General features: G+C 27.5%; 16 protein-coding genes. 7 read left to right on the top strand and 9 right to left on the bottom strand.

Translation table 11 applies throughout. The annotated features are described in order from the left end of the window. Positions 1-255 precede the first annotated feature (255 nt). Together RT575_RS08795 and RT575_RS08790 are read left to right on the top strand one after the other, a co-directional pair. A complete protein-coding gene (locus RT575_RS08795; protein ID WP_313580247.1) occupies positions 256-1,209 on the top strand; it encodes an NAD-dependent epimerase/dehydratase family protein in 954 nt (317 codons plus the stop codon). A gap of 247 nt (positions 1,210-1,456) precedes the next feature. Next, a complete protein-coding gene (locus RT575_RS08790) occupies positions 1,457-1,918 on the top strand; it encodes a septal ring lytic transglycosylase RlpA family protein (RefSeq protein ID WP_313386441.1) in 462 nt (153 codons plus the stop codon). Positions 1,919-1,991: 73 nt separating this feature from the next. On the opposite strand, the gene RT575_RS08785 is transcribed toward RT575_RS08790, so the two are convergent. The 3 genes from RT575_RS08785 to RT575_RS08775 all read right to left on the bottom strand — a co-directional run bounded on the left by RT575_RS08785 (position 1,992) and on the right by RT575_RS08775 (position 8,656). Continuing rightward, complete coding sequence (locus RT575_RS08785; RefSeq protein ID WP_313580246.1) at positions 1,992-3,452, bottom strand: SusD/RagB family nutrient-binding outer membrane lipoprotein; 1,461 nt, start codon at positions 3,450-3,452, stop codon at positions 1,992-1,994. A gap of 23 nt (positions 3,453-3,475) precedes the next feature. Beyond that, positions 3,476-6,688, bottom strand: coding sequence for a SusC/RagA family TonB-linked outer membrane protein (locus RT575_RS08780; protein WP_313580244.1), 3,213 nt, complete (start codon positions 6,686-6,688; stop codon positions 3,476-3,478). A gap of 408 nt (positions 6,689-7,096) precedes the next feature. Further along, positions 7,097-8,656, bottom strand: coding sequence for a calcineurin-like phosphoesterase C-terminal domain-containing protein (locus RT575_RS08775; RefSeq protein ID WP_313580242.1), 1,560 nt, complete (start codon positions 8,654-8,656; stop codon positions 7,097-7,099). 412 nt (positions 8,657-9,068) lie between these two features. Between RT575_RS08775 and RT575_RS08770 the strand changes: the two genes are divergently transcribed. After that, a complete protein-coding gene (locus RT575_RS08770) occupies positions 9,069-11,573 on the top strand; it encodes a T9SS type A sorting domain-containing protein (RefSeq protein WP_313580240.1) in 2,505 nt (834 codons plus the stop codon). An 88-nt stretch (positions 11,574-11,661) separates the two neighbouring features. Here the strand turns inward: RT575_RS08770 and RT575_RS08765 are convergent, their stop codons facing one another. From RT575_RS08765 to RT575_RS08745, 5 genes are all read right to left on the bottom strand, one after another. Then, positions 11,662-12,684: an isochorismate synthase gene (locus tag RT575_RS08765; protein ID WP_313580238.1), complete on the bottom strand. Its 1,023-nt coding sequence runs from the start codon at positions 12,682-12,684 to the stop codon at positions 11,662-11,664. After that, entirely contained in the window at positions 12,677-13,102 is a 426-nt protein-coding gene (locus tag RT575_RS08760) for a hotdog fold thioesterase (RefSeq protein ID WP_313580236.1), read from the bottom strand. Before RT575_RS08760 ends, RT575_RS08765 begins: the two co-directional genes overlap by 8 nt. Next, entirely contained in the window at positions 13,102-13,662 is a 561-nt protein-coding gene (locus RT575_RS08755; RefSeq protein WP_313386446.1) for a 1-acyl-sn-glycerol-3-phosphate acyltransferase, read from the bottom strand. The genes RT575_RS08760 and RT575_RS08755 overlap by 1 nt, the downstream gene beginning before the upstream one ends. A gap of 165 nt (positions 13,663-13,827) precedes the next feature. Next, complete coding sequence (locus RT575_RS08750; protein ID WP_313580234.1) at positions 13,828-15,576, bottom strand: PspC domain-containing protein; 1,749 nt, start codon at positions 15,574-15,576, stop codon at positions 13,828-13,830. After that, positions 15,569-15,910 carry a PadR family transcriptional regulator gene (locus RT575_RS08745; protein WP_313386448.1) on the bottom strand — a complete coding sequence of 114 codons (342 nt, stop codon included), beginning with the start codon at positions 15,908-15,910 and terminating at the stop codon, positions 15,569-15,571. The genes RT575_RS08750 and RT575_RS08745 overlap by 8 nt, the downstream gene beginning before the upstream one ends. Before the next feature lie 164 nt (positions 15,911-16,074). Between RT575_RS08745 and RT575_RS08740 the strand changes: the two genes are divergently transcribed. The 3 genes from RT575_RS08740 (at position 16,075) to RT575_RS08730 (ending at position 19,743) form a co-directional block, all read left to right on the top strand. Then, positions 16,075-16,866: a S1/P1 nuclease gene (locus RT575_RS08740; RefSeq protein ID WP_313580232.1), complete on the top strand. Its 792-nt coding sequence runs from the start codon at positions 16,075-16,077 to the stop codon at positions 16,864-16,866. Positions 16,867-17,151: 285 nt separating this feature from the next. Next, positions 17,152-18,171: a hypothetical protein gene (locus RT575_RS08735; protein WP_313386450.1), complete on the top strand. Its 1,020-nt coding sequence runs from the start codon at positions 17,152-17,154 to the stop codon at positions 18,169-18,171. Positions 18,172-18,180: 9 nt separating this feature from the next. Beyond that, complete coding sequence (locus RT575_RS08730) at positions 18,181-19,743, top strand: M20/M25/M40 family metallo-hydrolase (protein WP_313386451.1); 1,563 nt, start codon at positions 18,181-18,183, stop codon at positions 19,741-19,743. Positions 19,744-19,841: 98 nt separating this feature from the next. Here RT575_RS08730 and RT575_RS08725 read toward each other — a convergent pair whose 3' ends face one another. Further along, entirely contained in the window at positions 19,842-20,333 is a 492-nt protein-coding gene (locus tag RT575_RS08725; protein WP_313580229.1) for a TlpA disulfide reductase family protein, read from the bottom strand. 112 nt (positions 20,334-20,445) lie between these two features. Between RT575_RS08725 and RT575_RS08720 the strand changes: the two genes are divergently transcribed. Then, positions 20,446-20,913, top strand: coding sequence for a DUF4268 domain-containing protein (locus tag RT575_RS08720; protein ID WP_313580227.1), 468 nt, complete (start codon positions 20,446-20,448; stop codon positions 20,911-20,913). The last annotated feature ends 51 nt before the right edge of the window (positions 20,914-20,964 follow it).

The following is a 20,964-nucleotide window of genomic DNA, read 5'->3' as shown; positions in this document are numbered from 1 at the left end:
TATTTGTCTTAATAATATTTCTTATGTTACAAATCTACTAAAATATGTTTAGAGCATATTTATAATAGAGTCCTTTTATAGGATGTATCTCATTTTGATAAATAAGATATATATTTTCTTTTTTTAAAACAATCAAACAACTGAAAATAAACACATTAAATAGCTAATTAAATGAAAAGAATAATCTCAGAAAAATCTTTATTTTCATGTTAATTATTTTACCTTTGGCCAAACAAACAAAAGTAACTTTTTAGTATGAAAACCGATACGATTTTAATAACCGGTGCACTAGGACAAATTGGATCTGAATTAGCAGAAAAATTGAAAACAATTTATGGAAAAAATAATGTTATTATTTCAGATATTAGAGATCCTAAAGATGTAAACTATGATGGTATTTATGAAGTAATTGATGTACTGGATGTTGAAAGAATAAAAGAAGTAATCCATAAACATAATGTAAAAACTGTTTATCATTTAGCTGCATTATTATCTGGAACAGCAGAGAAAAATCCAATGTTTGGATGGAAATTGAACATGGATACATTACTTACTTTTCTTGAATTAGCAAAAGATAAAATTATTGATAAAATTTTCTGGCCTTCTTCAATAGGTGTTTTTGGACCAGATACTCCAAAAGATAATACGCCACAAAACCCTATACAAACACCTTCAACTGTCTATGGTATTTCTAAACTTTCTGGTGAGTATTGGTGTAAATGGTATCAACAAAATCATAATGTAGATGTTCGTTCAGTCCGTTTCCCTGGTCTTATTTCATGGAAAACTCCTGCAGGAGGTGGAACAACAGATTATGCTGTAGATATTTACTACAAAGCAATAGAAAATAAAAAATATACATGCTTTTTAAAAGAAAATACATATTTACCTATGCTTTATATGGATGATGCTATTGATGCTATTCTAAAATTAATGGGTACAGATAATAACGAGCTTAATGAATTTAAATCATATAATCTTGGAGGATTAAGTTTTTCTCCAAAAGAATTATCTATAGAAATTAAAAAACATATTCCAGAATTTGAAATTTCTTATGAAACCGATTTTAGACAAGCAATTGCTGACTCTTGGCCATCTTCTATAGATGACACTGAAGCAAAGACTGATTGGGGGTTTGAACCAAAAAATTCAATAGAAAAAATGACAGAAATTATGCTTACTAATTTAAAAATAAAACTAAATAAATAAATCATATTTAAATCGAAGATTATTTTTTTCTTAATTTTTTTATGATTATTGCTTTTTTTTAACTTTTTTTTAACTAATAGCTTTTATTCCTTTTTAGATAAGGGTTTATGAGGATTAAAATATTTACAATTGCTTTATTTAATGTATTATTAACAATTAAGTAATTCATAATATATACTTTAGTAATTGAGGAAGGAAAGATTTTAAAATGATGACTAAAAAATATATCACGTTAACTTTAATAACAATGACATTAGTAATTACTAAGGCTAATGAGAGTTTTCAAATATCAATGAACAAGCCATTACCTGTTTCTATTAAAACTAGTAAAATAATTACATCTAATTTATTAGATAAATTTAATAAACTAAGAAATACTGATAATGCTAAGTTAGTTGAAATTGTAGAAAAAGCTGGAACAAAAGTAAGTGGTATTGTTTCTTGGTACTCTGACAAATTTCATGGTAAAAAAACATCTAGTGGAGAATCTTATGATAAAAAAGATTTAACTGCTGCTCATAAATCTTTACCATTCGGTACTAAAGTAAAAGTAACAAATGTAAGAAATGGAAAATCTGTTGTTGTTAAAATAAACGATAGAGGACCACATACTAAATCTAGATTATTAGATTTAAGTCGAGCTGCTTTCTCTTCAATTGGTTCAATTGATTCAGGAACTTTAAAAGTAGATATGGAAGTTGTTAATTAAACTTCTTTAATTATAACATAAAAAAAACGATCTATATGAGATCGTTTTTTTTTGTTTTTATACGATACACTATTTAGTTTATATCCCACCAAACACGTGTATTAATGTCATCTGCTCCCATTTGTTGTATAGCCTGCTGATAACCTTCTGAATTATAATTACCTACCGCAGCAGGATATAGTAATCTACGAGGTAATTTACCATCATTTAACATGGATGATGTTTTAGGTAACTTTGGAAAACCTGTTCTTCTATATTCATACCACTGTTGATAATCTGTAAAAAATAAAGCAAAATATTTTTGATCTATTATTCTCTCTAAAGTCCCATCATATTTTATTTTGTCTTGCTCCAAAAATTGAGATTCAGGAGCAATTCCTGTCCAAAAAGAAATTGCTGATTTTACTGCATTATTATAATGTGTTTTTGCATCTCCTCCAAAACCTCTTTGTGCCATTTCTGCTTTTATAAATTCAACCTCAGCATAAGTCATAAATGGTATTTTCATTGGAGCTGTTACTGTTGTTAAACTTGGAGAGGAAACATTATAATTAAAATCAGAATCATTTCCATCATAAGCAGCTGGAACTCCTTTATACCCAATAGAATTTCCTTTTTCATCTGTAGCTTTATTGACTAATACAGGTAAACGAGGATCATTTGTCTCTACCATTTTATCAATAAAAAAAGTAGTAAATGAACGACTATCTCTATAATCTTGAGCTCGTGGCCAAGGTGATAGATATGGTGCTAAACCAGATAATTGCAGAACCGCAGATTCTGTATCACTTGTAAAAATGGGATAAATCTTAGGATTATCAATAATTTTTTTAATTTCTGAAAAAGCATTTGTATTACGATTAGAAATTCTTAATAAGATTCTCATCTTAAGAGAATTTGTAAATTTTTTCCAATTATCTACATTAAGATTAGCATTTTTAGAATCTGTTGTTGGATAAAGAATATCTTTTCCATACTTTAAATTTAATGTAGAGACATAAAGTGAATTCGCTTTCTCTAAATCTGCTAACAATTGAATGTATATATCCTCTTGTTTATCAAATTTTGGTTTTGTAATTCCATCTTCAGATCTTGCAGCTTCTGAAAAAGGTACATCTCCAAACATATCTGTTAAATTTGACATAACTAAAGCTCTTAAAGTTAAAGCAATTGCTTCATAATTTACATCACTAGCCTGTATAGAAACACGTAACATTTCATTAAGGTTAACTAAACTCCTGTATGCATTATTCCATGTAGAATTACCTGTTCCTGTTGTAATATTATATCTATGAACTCCTAATGTATTACTAGGATAAGGGATATGTACCTGCATTAACTGAGCAGTAATATCATAATTTTTTGAAACATTATAGTCTGCAAGATCATATATTACTGGATTTAGAACAGAACCTGAATTTATTTCTGTAATTAAATTAGGGTTTTTATTTGCTTCCTCAAAATCATTTGTACATGAAGAAACTAATGAAATTATTGAAAATGTAAATAGTATTTTGAATGTAATTTTTTTCATCTCTAAAAATTAAATATTATATATTATAAAGAAGCTTTTAATGAAAGACCATAAGTTGCAGTAGACGGCATCTGTCCCATTTCTACACCTGGTACATAAGTATTTCCATTTAATGCTGCTGTTTCTGGATCGTACATTGGAAAATCACTAATAATAAATAAGTCACGTCCATAAGCTGTCAATGATAAAGCTTCCAAACCTGTTTTATTTAATATTTTTTTAGGAAAATCAAATGTAAAACTTACATCTCTTAATTTTATATAAGATGCCTTAAATGAATTAGCCTCAACATTAGCACGTCTATTATATTCTCCATAATAAGTTGCTACATCTACTTTTGTTGTATTAGGCGAATATGAACCATCTGCATTTTTTACAACTCCATCTCCTATAATATAACCATCTTCTCTTCCTGGTAAAGAATCTGCTAATTTTCCTTGTTCCATCATTTTATGATAAGTTTGAGAATATATCATACCACCATATTGACCATCTAAAGTAAAACTGAAACGGAAAGAATTGTACTTTATCATACTTGTAAAACCTGCTCTCCATTTTGGATTTGCATCACCTACATATTCTAATTTTCCTGTTTTTATTGGAACACCTGATTTTGCATCATAAATAATTTTACCTTCTTCATTTCTTTGGAATTTTTCACCATATAAAGCTGTTAACGAACCTCCAACTTTAGATATTTGATAAACAGTTCCTGCTGTACCAATAATCATTTGATCATCTTCAATTCCATCTACTAAAGATTTTACCTTATTCTCATTCTTGGTAAAAGTTCCTGATAATTTCCATTCAAAACCCTTTCTTTTTATAGGTGAATATGATGCTCCTATTTCTATTCCTCTATTTTCAACTTCTCCCCCATTAACTACTCTATAAGAATATCCAGTAGAAATATCATTTGGAAGATCGAATATTTGATTTTTGGTATTTTGTTGATAAACAGTTAAGTCTAAACTTAACCTTTTCTTAAATAACAATGCTTCAATACCTGTTTCCCAAGACTCTGTAGATTCTGGTTTTAAATTAGGATTATAAAGTGTTGATGGTAATGTTGCAGATCCTGAGAAATCGCTTTGACTATAATATCTATTTGTTTTCCCAGGAGTACCTCCATTTCCTACTTTTGCAAACGATAAACGATATTTTAAATAATTTACTGGTCCTTTTATTTTAAATAAATCAGATAAGATAAAACTTGATGAAACTGAAGGATAAAAAAATGAACTATAGTTTAAAGCTACAGAAGAATTCCAATCGTTACGACTTGTAATATCCACAAAAATCATATCCTTCCATCCAAAAGAAGCCATTCCGTATAACGAATTTTCTTTTAAATTTGAATCATAAGTACGAGCGAAGGGAGAAGTTAAACCATTGGCTAATTTATAAACTCCTGGAGATGCTAAACCATCCACCCATGCTGTAAGATTTCTATACTCATAATTTTTTCTATTTCCTCCAACATTTGCTGTAAATGAAATATCTCCCCATTTATCATTATATGTTAATAAGAAATCTAAATTTGTTTCTGTTTTTGTAACATCTTGTCTTTTATAATAACCATTTCTAGTACGATTCATATCAAAAGGGCGTTTTTGTTCCCTTAATTGTGAATAAGTGTTTATAGCAGGTCTTAACATTAAACTTAATTTATCTGTCAGTTTAAAATCAACTTTAACATTACCTACTATTTGATTACTAGTCATTGGATTTACAGCTTCATAGGCTATAGCATATGGATTATCCATATATGAACTAAAAGGACGAAGCATTTTAACTCCATCATATCCTTTTTGCCAAATAGGTTTGTACCAATTTAAATCTACATTAGGATTTTGAAAAATCATAAAATAAGCTATCGAACCATTATTATAACCTGTTCCAGGTAAATTATCACTTGTTTTTCTAGTATAATTTAAAACTGATGAAACTTTAATACGATCGCTTACCTCATAAGTTCCATTAATAGAAGCTGTGTAGTTTTCATAGCCTGTATTTGGCATAATCCAACTATTTTTTTGATGTCCTAAAGAAGCTCTTATACTTCCTTTATCACTACCTCCAGAAAGTGTAACTGCATTACTAAAAGTAAAACCTGTTTGCCAAAAACCTTTTCTATTATCTTTATATGGTCTCCAAAGTGTTCTTTCTGCTCCTTGTTTTTCTGTATTTGGATCGTATTGATAAAACATTTGACCATCGAATTTTGGTCCAAAAGCTGATGATGTACTTCCTGTATTTGGACCATCGGCAGATTTTTGATAAGAATAATATGGGTTTCCATTTTTATCAAAACTTTTCCCTGCTCCTTGTCCATATTCGTACTGAAAATCTGGCCAATTATTAATTACATCAATTGCAACAGTAGATTTATATTCTAAGCCTAATTTTTTACCTTTTTTACCGGATTTTGTTGTAATAATTAATGCTCCATTTGCTGCTTTATTTCCGTAAAGTGCTGCTGCTGATGGTCCTTTAAGAACAGTGACACTTTCTATGTCTGCTTGGTTAATATCCGAAATTGCATTACCAAAATCTATAGGAGAGTCATCTCCCATATAAGCTGTATCGTTTCCAGAAGAAGTCATCTCGGTATTCATTGGAACACCATCTATGACAATTAAAGCATAATTTTTTGAAGGATCTAAAGAATTTGCTCCTCTTAAAATTATTTGCTGAGAGTTTATTGGTCCGTTTCCTCCCGAAATAATATTAAGACCTGATACTTTTCCTTTTAACCCAGAAGACCAGTTGTTCGCTTCTGCTGTTGCTAAATCTTCCGCATTTATATTTTGCTGAGCAAAACCTAATTTTTTTTGCTCTCTTTTGATTCCTAATGCTGTAACAACTACTTCATTTAACTGATTTGTTTCTTCTTGTAGTGTGATTTTTACATTATTGAAATCTTTAGGTACAACTTCTAAAGATTTATGCCTTGAAGAATTAACAACTAGTATTGGATTCTTTAATGGAAAAGGTAAAAATTCAAAATAACCATCGCCATCTGTAAATGTCTTTATAGACGTTCCTTTTATTACAATTTCTACATCGGCAACTCCTAATCCATTTTGGTCAATAATCTGTCCTTTTATCGGTCCTTCTTCCTTTTTGGATAAATTAATAAATTTTAATTCTTCTTTGCTCAAATAAGTGTGAGCTTGTGTGTAAAAACTTAAAAATCCACTTATTAACATAAGTGGTAATTTTAATCGTTTCATAGTAATTTTGTTTAAATTTTGTCTGTGTTAAAAATTTTAACAAAACTAAAAGTTATAAGTTCAAAGCATTTAAACTAATCATTAAGGTATATTAAAGTAAATATTACTAAAAGGTAATTTTTATATTAAATATTAAATCCGAAAAGATTATTAAATATTTTTTCCTTATAAAAAACAACATTGATAAAACTGCAAAAACGATTGAAGTGGAAATCCTTTTTTTGATTGGTCATTGCATTTCGAAATTCGTTCAATAACCAATAAAAAAAAGATTGGGAACGAAAAAGCGTGTACCGAAGGTTTTGCCCAAATAATAATTGTTATAAATCATACAGAGACTTAGAATAAAAAAACTGCTTAACATACAAATGAAAAACAGTTTTTTTGTGTTTTTAAAAAAAATCACTTTTATTTTATTACTTCAAAAGAAGATTTCTCTGTAAATACATTACCATATAAATCTGTTGCACGAACTTCAATCTGATGGATACCTACTTTTAATTTATTTGGTAAACGAACTGACCATATATGTTTTGAAACCTCTGGAATAGATGGACGCTTACCTATTGATGTAATTTCTGCATTGTCTATTTTTATAATAGTTTCTATGTAATTATAATCTATAGTTTCTTCCCATTTCATGGCTTTCCAAGCCCCATTATCTACACGATATTCTACTTTATCATCTTTGTGTCCCATGAAAAAGTTTGCATATAAAAAAGCTCTATTTTTTACTCCTTCTTCTACTTTTTTCGTGTGGTATAAATCTATTTGACGCTCTTTAGGAGATTTTGCTACTTTATAATCAAATTTATATTGGTTACCATCTATATGTAAAAATGCATAACCTTTAGGTGTTCCATCTCTCATTGTAGAAGTTGGGATTCCATTTACATCTTTGGGCCCTGAATACCAATCACCAGAAGTAGTTCCTACATTATACTCATGATGAGGTTTCTCCTGTTTCCAATCTTGTTCATCTTTATAAAAAATTTGTTCTTGAAAATGTGTATGAGCAGACATAGACAAAGTATTAGGAAAATCTTTTAACAAATTAAATAATTCTTTTTTATCTTCTGTTCTAATATCTCTAAGCGGTATATGAAACGCAAGAACTATTAGTTTATCCTTAGGAACATATTTTAAATCATTTTTTATAAACTCTAATTGATCTGGACGAAAACCTCCCCAATAACTTTTACCTCCTCTAGGATCTGGATATAAAATATCATCTAAAATTATAAAATGGGTATTTCCTACATTATAAGAATAATTACTTGGTCCAAAATTCTTTTCGAATGTTTCGTCTGAATATTTATCATCTTTTACATCAAAATTCATATCATGATTACCTATTAGATTATACCACGGTAAACCAACTTTTGCTATTGTTTTGATATATGATGGATGCAAACTTAAATCATTTCCTACTAAATCTCCTAAAGAAAGTCCAAATTCCATTCCTTTTATTCCTTTTACTTCATCTACAATTCCTTTAGAAAAATATTGCATTTCTTCTTCTGTATATGCCTGAGGATCTCCAAAAATTAATGCTGAAAATTTATCATTTTCTGGTGATGATAATAATGCAAAATCGATACTTTTAGGTAATTGACCCGTTGGTTCAGATCCTGGGTATTCTAATTTAGGAGAACCTTCTGGTTTATGTATATAATAAAATTGAGGCTGATTGTATTCGTTAATTGGAACTTTATAATTTCTTGGTTTTATAACAAATAAAATTGTTTCATTATCTACTTGAATCTGATACTCCCCTTTTTGATTTGTTATTACAACTTCTTTTCCGTTACTAACTTGTACATTAGGAAGACGCTTATCTTTGCTGTCTAACTTATTATTTTTGTTTACATCTTCATAAACAACTCCTTTTGCTAATTGTTGAGCCAATGTAGATGTAGATGTACATATCCCTACTAGGAATACAAGTGATAAAATTGTTTTTCTCATGTGTATATTTGTTTATTTTGTAGGTCACAAAATTGAATATTTTGAAAAAAAATAATATTACCACAACAATAATTAAAAGTTAAATAACTGTAAATGTTACAACATTATAATTAATTTAAAAATCAAATGGCTTGAACAATTATGTTCAAGCCATTTTTATTGATAAATACTTTCATTCTTAAATAAAGGTCAATTAATAAATTAAAATTCAACAATAAAATATTAATAATAAAACGTATATATGACAATATTAAATAAAAAATATAAAATATTTTCAAAACACTAATATACAATAATTTATTTTACAAATCAATAATAATAAAGAGTAAATGTATTTTTAATATTGTTTATAATACACTAATTAAAAACATCGATTAAAGCAATCGATTACATTATGTTAAATTATTATTTTATGAAAAAACAATTACTTATTAGCTTGGGATTAATTTCAAGTATTTTATCTGCACAAAAGGCTACAATAACAGAATCTTCTGGTTGGTTAGAAAGTGCTTATATAAAATGGAATACACCTACAGAAAATGTAGACAGTTATAATGTATACTACACAGGAAATGGTATAACAAACAAAAAAATTGACACACAATTAATCCGTAATTATGGAACATATTTTAGAGCAGATGTTATTGGTTTATCTGCTGGTAATTATAATTTTAGAGTTGTACCTGTTGTAAACGGTGTCGAAAAAGAAGAAAGTTCTATAAATAATATCACTGTTTTACCACATAAAAGAGATGGTTTTGCTCATAGTAATAATAAGATTCCTGGTGCATATAACTTAGACGGAACACTAAAAAAAGATGCTATAGTAATTTATATATCAGAAGATAATAAAAATACAATTAGTCTTAACGTAACTGGAGCAAATAATAATCCATGTATAGGGTTACAAAGTATTTTAGATGGATTTAAAAAAGGAAAAGATACACGTCCATTAGTAGTAAGATTAATAGGAAATATAACTGACCTATCTTATATGCTGAATGGAGATTTAGTTATAGAAAATAACAACAACAGTTCAAGTTATATTACATTTGAAGGCGTTGGATCTGATGCTGTTGCAAATGGTTGGGGTATAAGAATAAAAAACGCTTCTAACATAGAAATTAGAAATTTAGGTTTTATGTTAACTGATGCTGCTGAAGGGGATAATATAAGTCTGCAACAAAAAAATGATTATATATGGGTACATAATAATGATTTATTTTACGGTTACCCAGGAAAAGATGCTGACCAAGCAAAAGGAGACGGAGCTTTGGACGCTAAAAAATCAGGATATATTACTTTTTCATATAATCATTTCTGGGATAGCGGTAAAGCCAGTTTATTAGGACTTAGCGAAGGAAATACTGTAGGTGCATATGCTACATATCATCATAATTGGTTCGATCATTCAGATTCAAGACATCCAAGAGTAAGAACATATACTACTCATGTTTATAACAACTACTATGACGGAGTATCTAAATATGGAATTGGCTCTACCATGTCATCCTCTATTTTTTCAGAAGGAAACTATTTCAGAAATACAAGATATCCTATGCTTATTTCTAAACAAGGTAGTGATATTGCATCCAATTCTACAGGTACATTTTCAAATGAAGATGGTGGAATTATAAAAGCCTATAATAATTACATTGAAGGTGCATTTTCTTATTTACCATACAATAGTGTTTCTAATGCTATTCAATTCGATGCTTACGAAGTTAAAAATAGAAATGAGATTATAAATGATAATATTAAAGCATTAAAAGGTAATTCAACATACAATAACTTTGATACAAATCCTTCTTTTTATGTAAAAAATTTAATTGTAGAAAATCCTGATTTAGCTAAAGAAAATGTAATGAAATATGCTGGACGAGTAGAAGGCGGTGATATAAAATTTACTTTTGACAATTCCGTTGATGATCAATCTTCTAGCATAAACCAGACATTAATGAATTTACTTAAAAATTATAAATCTTCATTAGTATCAATACAAGGAATTGAATCTTCTCCTGCGAGTACCGATATTTTAAATATTCCTAGCAACAATGAGCAAACAGTGTTAATAAACACTTCTATACAGCCTATAGAGTTTACTTGGGACGGAACAGCAACAGATATAGAAGTTATTGGCTTACCTGAAAATGGTATAGTTTATCAAAAAAATAATAATACAAAAACTATTGTGATTTCTGGGACACCAACAGCAGATGTAAATTTTTCTCTTAAAACAATTGGTAGTGGTACCCCTGTACATGCAACAGGTTCTATTACAATAGAAGATGAATCGACTATAAATAATTCAGAAATCCATAATTTTACAACAAATGGAATAACAAGTAAATTCTATACATTCTCTGGTTCTGCAAACATTAACTCTACAGATGGCAATGCTACATATGATGAATTAACTTTCTCAAAAAGATTGAAAATAGAATCTGCTACTACAATTAGTTATACTACTAAAAAGAAATCCGAATTAACATTGGTTTTTGACACTACTTTCAATGGAAAAATTAAGTTTAATGGAGTTAATTATACAGCCAAAAATGGAATTGTAGTTATTTCTGATATTGCAGATGGAGAACATAAAATTACAAAAGGTGATACAACTAATCTTTATTACATAAAATCTACTTTCGACGAAGAAACAACATTAACATCAAAAGAAAATTTATTAAATAATACTGAAGTTAGTATTTATCCAAATCCTGTTACAGATAAAGTAAATATAAAAGTTTCTGAAAATTCGATTATTAGAAAAATTAGAATCTTGAGTATAGATGGAAGAATAGTTAAAACCATAGAAAATAGTCTTTCTATAGATGTCAAAAATCTTAATTCAGGCATTTACATTTTACAAATCGAAACAAATAACAATATAATTTCTAAAAAAATTATCAAAAAATAAGAAAATAAATAAAAAAGCTGAACTAAAATAGTTCAGCTTTTTTATTTATTTTCTTATTTTACTTTAAGAGGCTATTTAAATTTATATTCTATGTATTCAAAATTAATAAATCTCCTATTGTTCTTGATTTCAATTCTGTTTCTTTCCATTCATTTTCTGGAATTGAATCTGGCATTATTCCTCCACCAACATATAAATTAATTTTATTAGAATAAATTTTAGCACAACGAAGATTTACAAAAAATTCTGATTCATTTTCATTCTCATAACCAGCAAAACCAGCATAAAATGATCTATCATAACCTTCGTTATCTAAAATAAAATTCTTGGCTAAATCTTTTGGCATTCCTCCAACAGCAGGCGTAGGATGTAAATCTTTTAAAAGATTATATAAATCTGATTTATCTTTTATTTGAGCCATAATAAATGATTTAAGATGCTCGAAGAATCCTGCATTTACCGAAAAAGGTCCATCTACATCAACAAAATCACAGTACTTACCTAACACAGATGTTATATAATCTGTAACTACTTCTTGTTCGTGGTATTCTTTATTTGTCCACTCATCTTCCTTTGCTTTTGTTCCTGCTAGAGAAACTGTCTGTATTAATTGATTATTTTCTTTTAATAACAATTCAGGAGATGCTCCTATCCAGCAACCTTCATGAATATCATATCGTAAATAAACATAAGCATTTGGATAATATTCATGTAAATTTTTAAAAGTTTCTGAAAGATTTATTGTTTCTAATTCTAATTCTTTTATTCTGCTAATTACAATTTTCTTTGTCAAGGAATCGCTCTGTAATTCTTCAACTGTTTTCTGAATTAGATTCAAATAATCATTATAAGAAATTGCTTCTTTAATATATGAACTTGGTAATTCTAAATTAAAATATGGTAATTCACTTACGGCTATCTCCAAAACCTCATCATCATAAAATTCTATTAAATTAGAATTATCAAACGTATTACAAATAAATTTTGGATATGTTTTATTCTCTTTATTTTCCCATAATTCGACTTTATTTGAATTTGGTTTTCTAAATAAAACAAAAGATTTTTTATTCTCTATCAGCTTTTCAAGCTTTTCCTGAAAAAATTTAACCATTTTTTTTAGGTATAATTGCGTTTGTTAAATGAGTATAACAGATTAATTTGTCATTTTCGTCTTTTATCTCAATTTTTATTAAATGAGATGTTCTACCTTGCTTTACAACCGTTGCATGTCCAAAAACAGTTCCATCTGTTTTTGGTCGTAGATGGTTTGCATCTACATGTTGACCTACAGCAACAAAATCATCAGAATCTAATAATAAGTTTGACAACATACTTCCCAAAGTTTCAGCCAAAACAATTGAAGCTCCTCCATGTAACAAACCAAATGGTTGATGTACTTTTGATGTTACTGGCATTTTTGCTGATAAAAAATCTTTTCCAACAGCTGTATATTCTATATCCAATGTATCAATCAATGTATTCTTAGACATTTCTTGAAACTGAGTTAATTTATTTTTTTCATCCATCATTAATAAATTTTCTTGTTATAAAGTTCTGGATATTTTGCAGAAATATCTTTATAAAATTCCTGAATTTCTTCCATCACTTCTTCTAACGATTTATTTTCTGTTGTAACAATTTTAGAAATACCTGCTCTTTTTTTCTTAAAATCGCAGTAAGCCAACATAATAGGAACATCAGCTTTCTGAGCAATATAAAAAAATCCATTTTTCCATTTTTCAGCTCTAGATCGAGTTCCTTCTGGTGTATTAATTAAATATAAATGATTTGATTCTTTTAATAAATTTGAAGCAAAATCGACCATATTATGTCGTTGAGATCTATCTACACCAATTCCTCCTAATTTTTTTATAAAATAACCGTACCATGGTTTTGTCCACGCATCTTTTATAAACATTTTCATAGGAATTCCCATTTGCCAAAAGCCTAAAATTGTATAGTAAAAATCCCAATTAGAAGTATGTGGAGCACAGACTAAAATACATTTATCAATTTTTGATAAATCGAGATGATTATCAAGTTTCCATCCTCCTAAAAAATATAGGAATTTACCAATCAATTTTTTCATAATTATGCGATTTTGTGTATGCAAATTTAGAAAACTTGATCCGATATATCTAAATTTTATGAAATTGATAAATTACTAAATAAAAAAGGTTATTCTCAATCCAGAGAATAACCTTTTTGTATATTTTAAAATATAAAATTTACTTCATAAGTTTAAGCGAAGAAATCAACGATTTTTTGAATTACTTCCGTAGTTAATGTTAATAGAATCTGTATCATCTTTATAGTTTATTTGTTGACTTGTATTTTTTATATGTCCTACTCCAACGGAGTTTTGCCCATTTTGGACTCTAATTCCGTGTTTGTCTATAATAACTTTCGCAGAATCTTTGTCATCTTTTATATTAATGTTATATCCTTCATCTTCAGAAGATTCATCATTATCACAATCCAAACATACGAATTTTTTTCCATTAAATTTTATAGAATTATTCTTTAAATCATATAAATTATCAGAATCATAATTTCGACTGTTAATTCTTACATAATCAGCATTTTTGATTAATAAAATTTTGTTTTTAGGAACAAATAATTTTACATCTACATCTTGATCTCTAAACTTTCCTGTTTTACTAACTTTAAGAAATTCATCAAGAATTAAATTATTACCATTTATAGAATAGTTATATCGTATAGCATCCAAATTACGTTTAGACTCTACTGCAGTTCCTCCTTTAGAAGAGTATTTGATCTCTAAATGAAAATTATTATCATCACTTTCTTCTATTTCAAATTCTTCTCTTTTAGAAATCACTAAATTTCCTTTTTCATCAATTAATTGATCTAAATTATTAAAAGACTTATAAGCAAAACTTTTTCCATCTTCCTTTCTAAAATCAATATTCAATGTATCAGATGGTATATTAAATACTTTTTCATCAGTAACATCTACAGAATTTCTAAATTTACTTATCGTATTTAAAGTAATAGCTGCAAAACCAAGTAATGCTATAAACCAAATTACAAGAGAACTTATAATAATACTTTTACTAACTCTTGCTTTATTCCAAAAACATTTAACTCCTAAAATTGTTAATAATATACCTGGAATAATCACTAAAATTCCACCTATAATTTTTGCAGCAAGACTCATCCATTTCTCTTCAACTAAATAACCAAATAATTCTGTTGGAATATCAGTCCAAGAAGTGAAAATTAAAAAGAAACCTCCAATAATAAGACTTAATCCTACTACAAGAATTATAAAACCTAAAAACCAAAGTATTATTCGACCAAAAAGCTCAAAAACGCCACCTAATCTATTACTTAATTCTTTACTCCCACTAAGAACTGCTTCAGAAGCTTGTTCTACATTTTTTTTTAATGTATCTATATTAGCTGGCTGCCCATACATCTGTAATTTTTGAGATGTAGTTCTAGCTTTTTGCACAAAAATTAACAATATAAAGTAACAAAATAAGACAAACAGTAAAGACACACCTTTTGTAAATACACCCAATATTCCTAACACCAACCATATTGCACGAATAAACCAAGGATCTACACCTAAATAATGTGCTAAACCAGATGAAAGTCCTGAAATAATTGTATCATCTGGATCTCTATACAAGCGCTTTTTTGTTCCATACTGTCCTCCTAATGATGATTGATTATTTTGCGATTTATGATGACTAGATTCATTTGAATCTTCATCTTCATAAATATACTGATCAGGATGTCCCATTATTTCTATAACTGCATCAACATCACTTTCACTTACAACTTCTCTATATTGTATACGCTCTCTAAATAATTCAGATATACGAATTTCTACATCTTCTATAATATCTTCTATACCATCTGTACCTCTTAAAGACTTTTTTACATCTTCTAGATATATCTTTAATTTATTGTAGGCAATTTCATCTAAGATGAAAGAGAAACCTCCTAAACTGATTGATATTGTTTTATCCATTTTTGTGCTTTTCTAGTGTTACTTTATTTACAGCCTCTATAAGCTGATTCCATGTTTCGGATAATTCTTTAAGAAATTCTATTCCTTGATCTGTTAATGCATAATATTTACGTGGAGGACCAGAAGTAGATTCTTCCCAACGATATTGTAAAAGGTCATCATTTTTTAATCTTGTTAAAAGTGGATATAAAGTTCCTTCTACAACTATCATTTCCGCTTTTTTCAATTCATCAATTATATCTGATGCATAGGCATCTCCTTTTTCAATAATGCTGAGAATACAATATTCAAGTACTCCTTTTCGCATTTGTACTTTTGTTTTCTCTATATTCATAAGAACGACTTATTTATTTTGTAATACAAATATATAAAATAATTTTAGTATTATGCAAAACAAAGTACTGAAATTTTAATAGTATTATATAAATAAAAAAATAAACAAATGTTTAATTCTCAATAATCCCACTTTTGTATCTTTGTAAAAACGATATTCATATAATGAAAAAAGTAGTAGGAGGATTAATGCTTTTAGGAACTTTTTTAGTTTCTAATAATGCTTTAGCATGGGGATTAACAGGTCATCGTGTTATTGCGCAAATTGCAGAGCAGCATATTAATAAAAAAACACGTAAGGAAATCTCTAAAATTATTGGTCCACAAAAATTAGCTTATTGGGCTAACTGGCCTGATTTTATAAAATCTGATGACTCATGGAAACATACAGAATCATATCATTATGTAAATGTACCTGGAGATCTTAATCGTCAACAATTTGATGAAGTTTTAGAAAAATCTTCAGATGAAAATGCATATAAGAAAGGTTTATTTTTAATGAATGAATTAAAAAACAATAAAAATCTTACTCTTGAAGAAAAACAACATGATCTATACTTTTTGATTCATATTTTCGGAGATGTTCATCAACCATTACACGTAGGTCGACCAGATGATTTAGGAGGAAATAGAATAAAAGTAGATTGGTTTAAAGATAAAGTTAACATACACACTGTTTGGGATTCAAAATTAGTTGATTATGAAAACTATTCATATACTGAATATTCTAATTTATTAGATATAGAAACAAAACAAGAAAGAAAAGCTATTCAAGAAGGAAATTATGCTGACTGGATTTATGGTTCTTATGTTATAGCAAACAAAATATATGCTAATGTAAAAATGGACGAAAAATTAGGTTATCGTTATCATTACGAATATAAATATACTGTAGAAGATCAATTATTAAAAGGAGGTTTACGACTTGCTAAAGTACTAGATAGTATTTTTAAATAAATCAAATTTTTTATTTTTAATTATATTCACTATATTTAAGTATATATAATAATATATTATATCATAATTATAGTTAGTTTAGTTGATTACAAATCCTTAAATCATTAAAATGATTTAAGGATTTTTTTATTCATTATATAATTTATTCAAGATTTAATTAATTGTTTAACAAATAATTTAATTAATTAATATCGTGTTAATAATTAATCAAAAAAACTTTAAACAAATGAAATATATTTTAATTTCTTTATGTAAATTGTATTTTGACTGAAACTATATTTTGATATGAATAAAAAAACTTTACCTCCTTTAACTTATATTGTCCAAACCCGATTTTGTGAGTTATCTCAAGAAAATCTAAAAACTGAATTTAATGACCATAATATTTTAGTTTCTAGAAAAAAAGCTTTTGAATTTATTAATAATTATTTAGAAATTATAACTAATGATGGTTTAATAAAAATAGATAGTAATACAATTAATAAAAAAGCTATAAATAAAATTAATTTTGATATTTCTGAACCAAAAAAAGATAATTACAACTTTCTAAAGTTACTTAATCAAGAAAATATTGTGATTATTCCTAATAAAAATGTTTTTCCTTTAGGAATAACTTTATCATTTAAAATAAATACATCCTATTCTGAAAATATAGAACATGAAATTTTTAGTTTAGAAGAGATTGACACTAATAAATATACTAAACAATTAAATAATCTTATTAAAGAATATTCAATTTTAAATGAATTAAACTATAATTTAGAAAACATAAAAGTTTTAATAAAAAAACAAAGTTACGAAGCATTAAATTTAAAAAATGAAAGCTCTTATATTTTAGATACACCATTTAATTGGCAACATTATGCTAGACAAATCTTTCTAAATAAAGTATTCGATGAAGAGTTTCATTTCAGAAATTTATATGAACATTTAATTAATCATAAAAAATATAATTATGTTTCTTTTCTAGAAGAAAACTGTACTCAAGAAATAGAAGAGAACATATATTCTATGTTACATGATAAAGGGGGGATTTTATTTGTCGGATATCATCCTGATAATTTTATAGAAAGTGTTCTAAGTGACCAAGAAATAAAAAATTATTATAAAATATTACATACTAATTTTTCTAAAGATCGATTCTTATATAAAAATATAAATTTAGAAATTATAGATTATGATGATTTCCTTGTTTTATGTATTATCGTATATCCCCTAAATGAAGAATCAAAATTATCCAACGCTTATAATCCTGATAAAATTTTTATTCGTCAAAATAATAAAATCATTAAAATAATAAAATAATATCATTCAATGAAATTAATTAACACATTAGTATACTCTACAATTATACTTTCAACCCAAACAATTCAAGCCCAAAATCAAGAAAAATTAAATCCAACGATTGAAAGTTTTGTAAATGAAGTAGAAAATAATTCACAATTAGAAAAGTTTTCTTTCGAATTATTTGATAAAATTGGTCCTCGATTAGTTGGTTCTCCTCAAATGAACCAAGCTGGAGAATGGGCTTTAAAAACACTTCAATCATGGGGAATAGATGCTAGAAAAGAAAATTATGGAACTTGGAAAGCTTGGGAAAGAGGAACTACACAAGTTGATATGTCTTATCCTCGTGTAAAATCAATTGACGCTACTCAATTAGCGTGGTCTCCTGCTACTAAGAAACCTTTTATAGCTGATGTAATAGCAATGCCTATTTTTAAAACTAAAGCTGAATTCGAAGCTTGGTTACCAACTGTAAAAGGAAAAATTGTATTAATTTCTCAAAATCAACGCTACGGAAGATCAGATTATCAATATAAAGAATTTGCAAAAGAAGATTTATATAAAAAAATAACTGATACAAAGAAAGCTGAAGCTGAAGCTTGGGCAAATTCTATAAAAACAACAGGATATACAAATAATACATTACCAGAAGTTTTAGAAAAAAATGGTGCTGCGGCATTAGCTATTTCTAATTGGACTGGCATTATGGGAGCAAATAGAATTTTTGGAGCTAAAACAAAAAAAATTCCAATGTTAGATATTTCTAATGAAGATTATGGAATGTTATACCGTTTAGCACAAAATGGTGTTTCCCCTAAATTAAAAGTTGATACACAATCTAAACATAACGGAACTACAGAGACATTTAATATCATAGGAGAAATAAAGGGAAAAGAAAAGCCTAATGAATATATTATACTTTCTGCTCATTTCGATTCTTGGGATGGAGCACAAGGTGCAACTGATAACGGAACAGGTTCTATAACTATGTTAGAAACCATTCGCACTATTAAAAAATTATACCCTAATAATAAAAGAACTATTCTTATTTGCCTTTGGGGAAGTGAAGAACAAGGTTTAAATGGATCTCGTGCTTTTGTTGAGGATCATCCAGAAATTATCAAAAACACACAAGCTGTATTTAATCAAGATAATGGAACTGGTCGTGTTGTTTACATAAATGGTGCAGGTTTCGAAAAATCTTATGAATACGTTTCTCGTTGGTTAAATGCAACTCCTTCTTGGGTAAAAAATGAAATAAAAACTGATTTTCCTGGTGTTCCAAGTGCTGGAGGATCTGATAATGCCTCTTTTGTAGCAGCTGGAGTTCCTGCTTTTGGATTAAGTTCTCTTAATTGGGGGTATGGAGGTTATACATGGCATACAAATAGAGATACTTATGATAAAATTGTTTTTGAAGAAGTTCAAAACAATGTTATTTTAACAAGTACTTTGACATATATGGCAGATCAAGAAAAAGACTTAGTTAGTCGTGAAAAAAGAACTTTAGCTACAGATAATAATGGTAAAATAGCTACTTGGCCTGAAGTAAAAAGCCCACAAAGAACATCTGATGAATATTTCAAATAAAAAAAGATATTAATAATACTGTTTTATTTTTTTCTCTTCTTGAACTATCTTCTAAATAATATTTTTTATTGAGAAGATAGTTCTTTTGAGAAGAATATTTATTTGTCTTCTAAATATTCTGTTATAAAGTCTTCCAATTCATATTTTGTCATTGCTCTATCATGAAATAATACTTTTTCTCCATTTTTATAGATAATTGATACAGGAATATTTCCTGCCCAAGATTTATCAAAAGAAGGAATCCATTCATTCATTCTTTTAACATCGTCTAAAAGCACAACCTCAGCATTCATTTTATTATCTGTAATAAATTTCTTTACTTTTGGTAAAACTTTTACTCTATCCAAAGAAACAAATAACATTTTAAATTTTGGATTATCTTTATATTTTTCATTTACTTCTACAAATGCAGGAATTTCCTCTACACATGGTGCACACCATGTTGCCCAAAAATTAACAACAACAATCTTATCTTTATAGCTATCAATTTTTTTATGTAATGTTTCATAATCTACTTGCTCTACAGATTGAGCTTTAATTGATGTAAATGATAATATGCTTATTATACTTAAAACAGATAATAATTTCATTTCTTTATTTTTTTTATTTAATCAAATTTAAGTACTAAAAATTAAATTCATCTATCTTAATGAGATTTTGTAGTTTATAAATTAAGTTCGATTTTTGTGAAAAATTTTTACATTGTTTTCAAAAGAAGAAGCTTACCGTATAAAAAAAGATTTTTGGACTTCCTATGGTTCTTATATGAAGTTACAAATGAACGCTGAAGGATTACCAATTAACTGGATTAATTATAAAACAGACATAAAAGGTATTTTTTTTAGAACTGATGTTGAACGCAAATTTGCCGAAGTATCTATTGAAATATCTCATCCGGACTCTTCAATCCGATTAATGATTTTTGAACAATTTGAAGAATATGATAATGTTTTAAAAAGTTATTTAGGAGAAGAATGGAATTGGACAAAAGAAGATTATGATGAAGAAGGTAAAAATATTTCTACTATAAAAATTAGATTAGATAATATCAGTATTTTTAGGGAAACAGATTGGCCTGAAATCATTTCATTCTTAAAATCAAAAATGATAAATTTAGATGAATTTTGGTGCGATCATAAAGATAGTTTTGAAATTTTTAAAAATCTATAATTACTAAAAAATCAGTTTTAAATTACTTTAAAACTGATTTTTTTATCTTAA

This window comes from Chishuiella sp., assembly GCF_032109125.1.
Classification (GTDB): Bacteria; Bacteroidota; Bacteroidia; order Flavobacteriales; family Weeksellaceae; genus Empedobacter.
The sequence above is the reverse complement of the archived record's forward strand: the minus strand, read 5'-3'. Positions and strand labels throughout refer to the sequence as shown.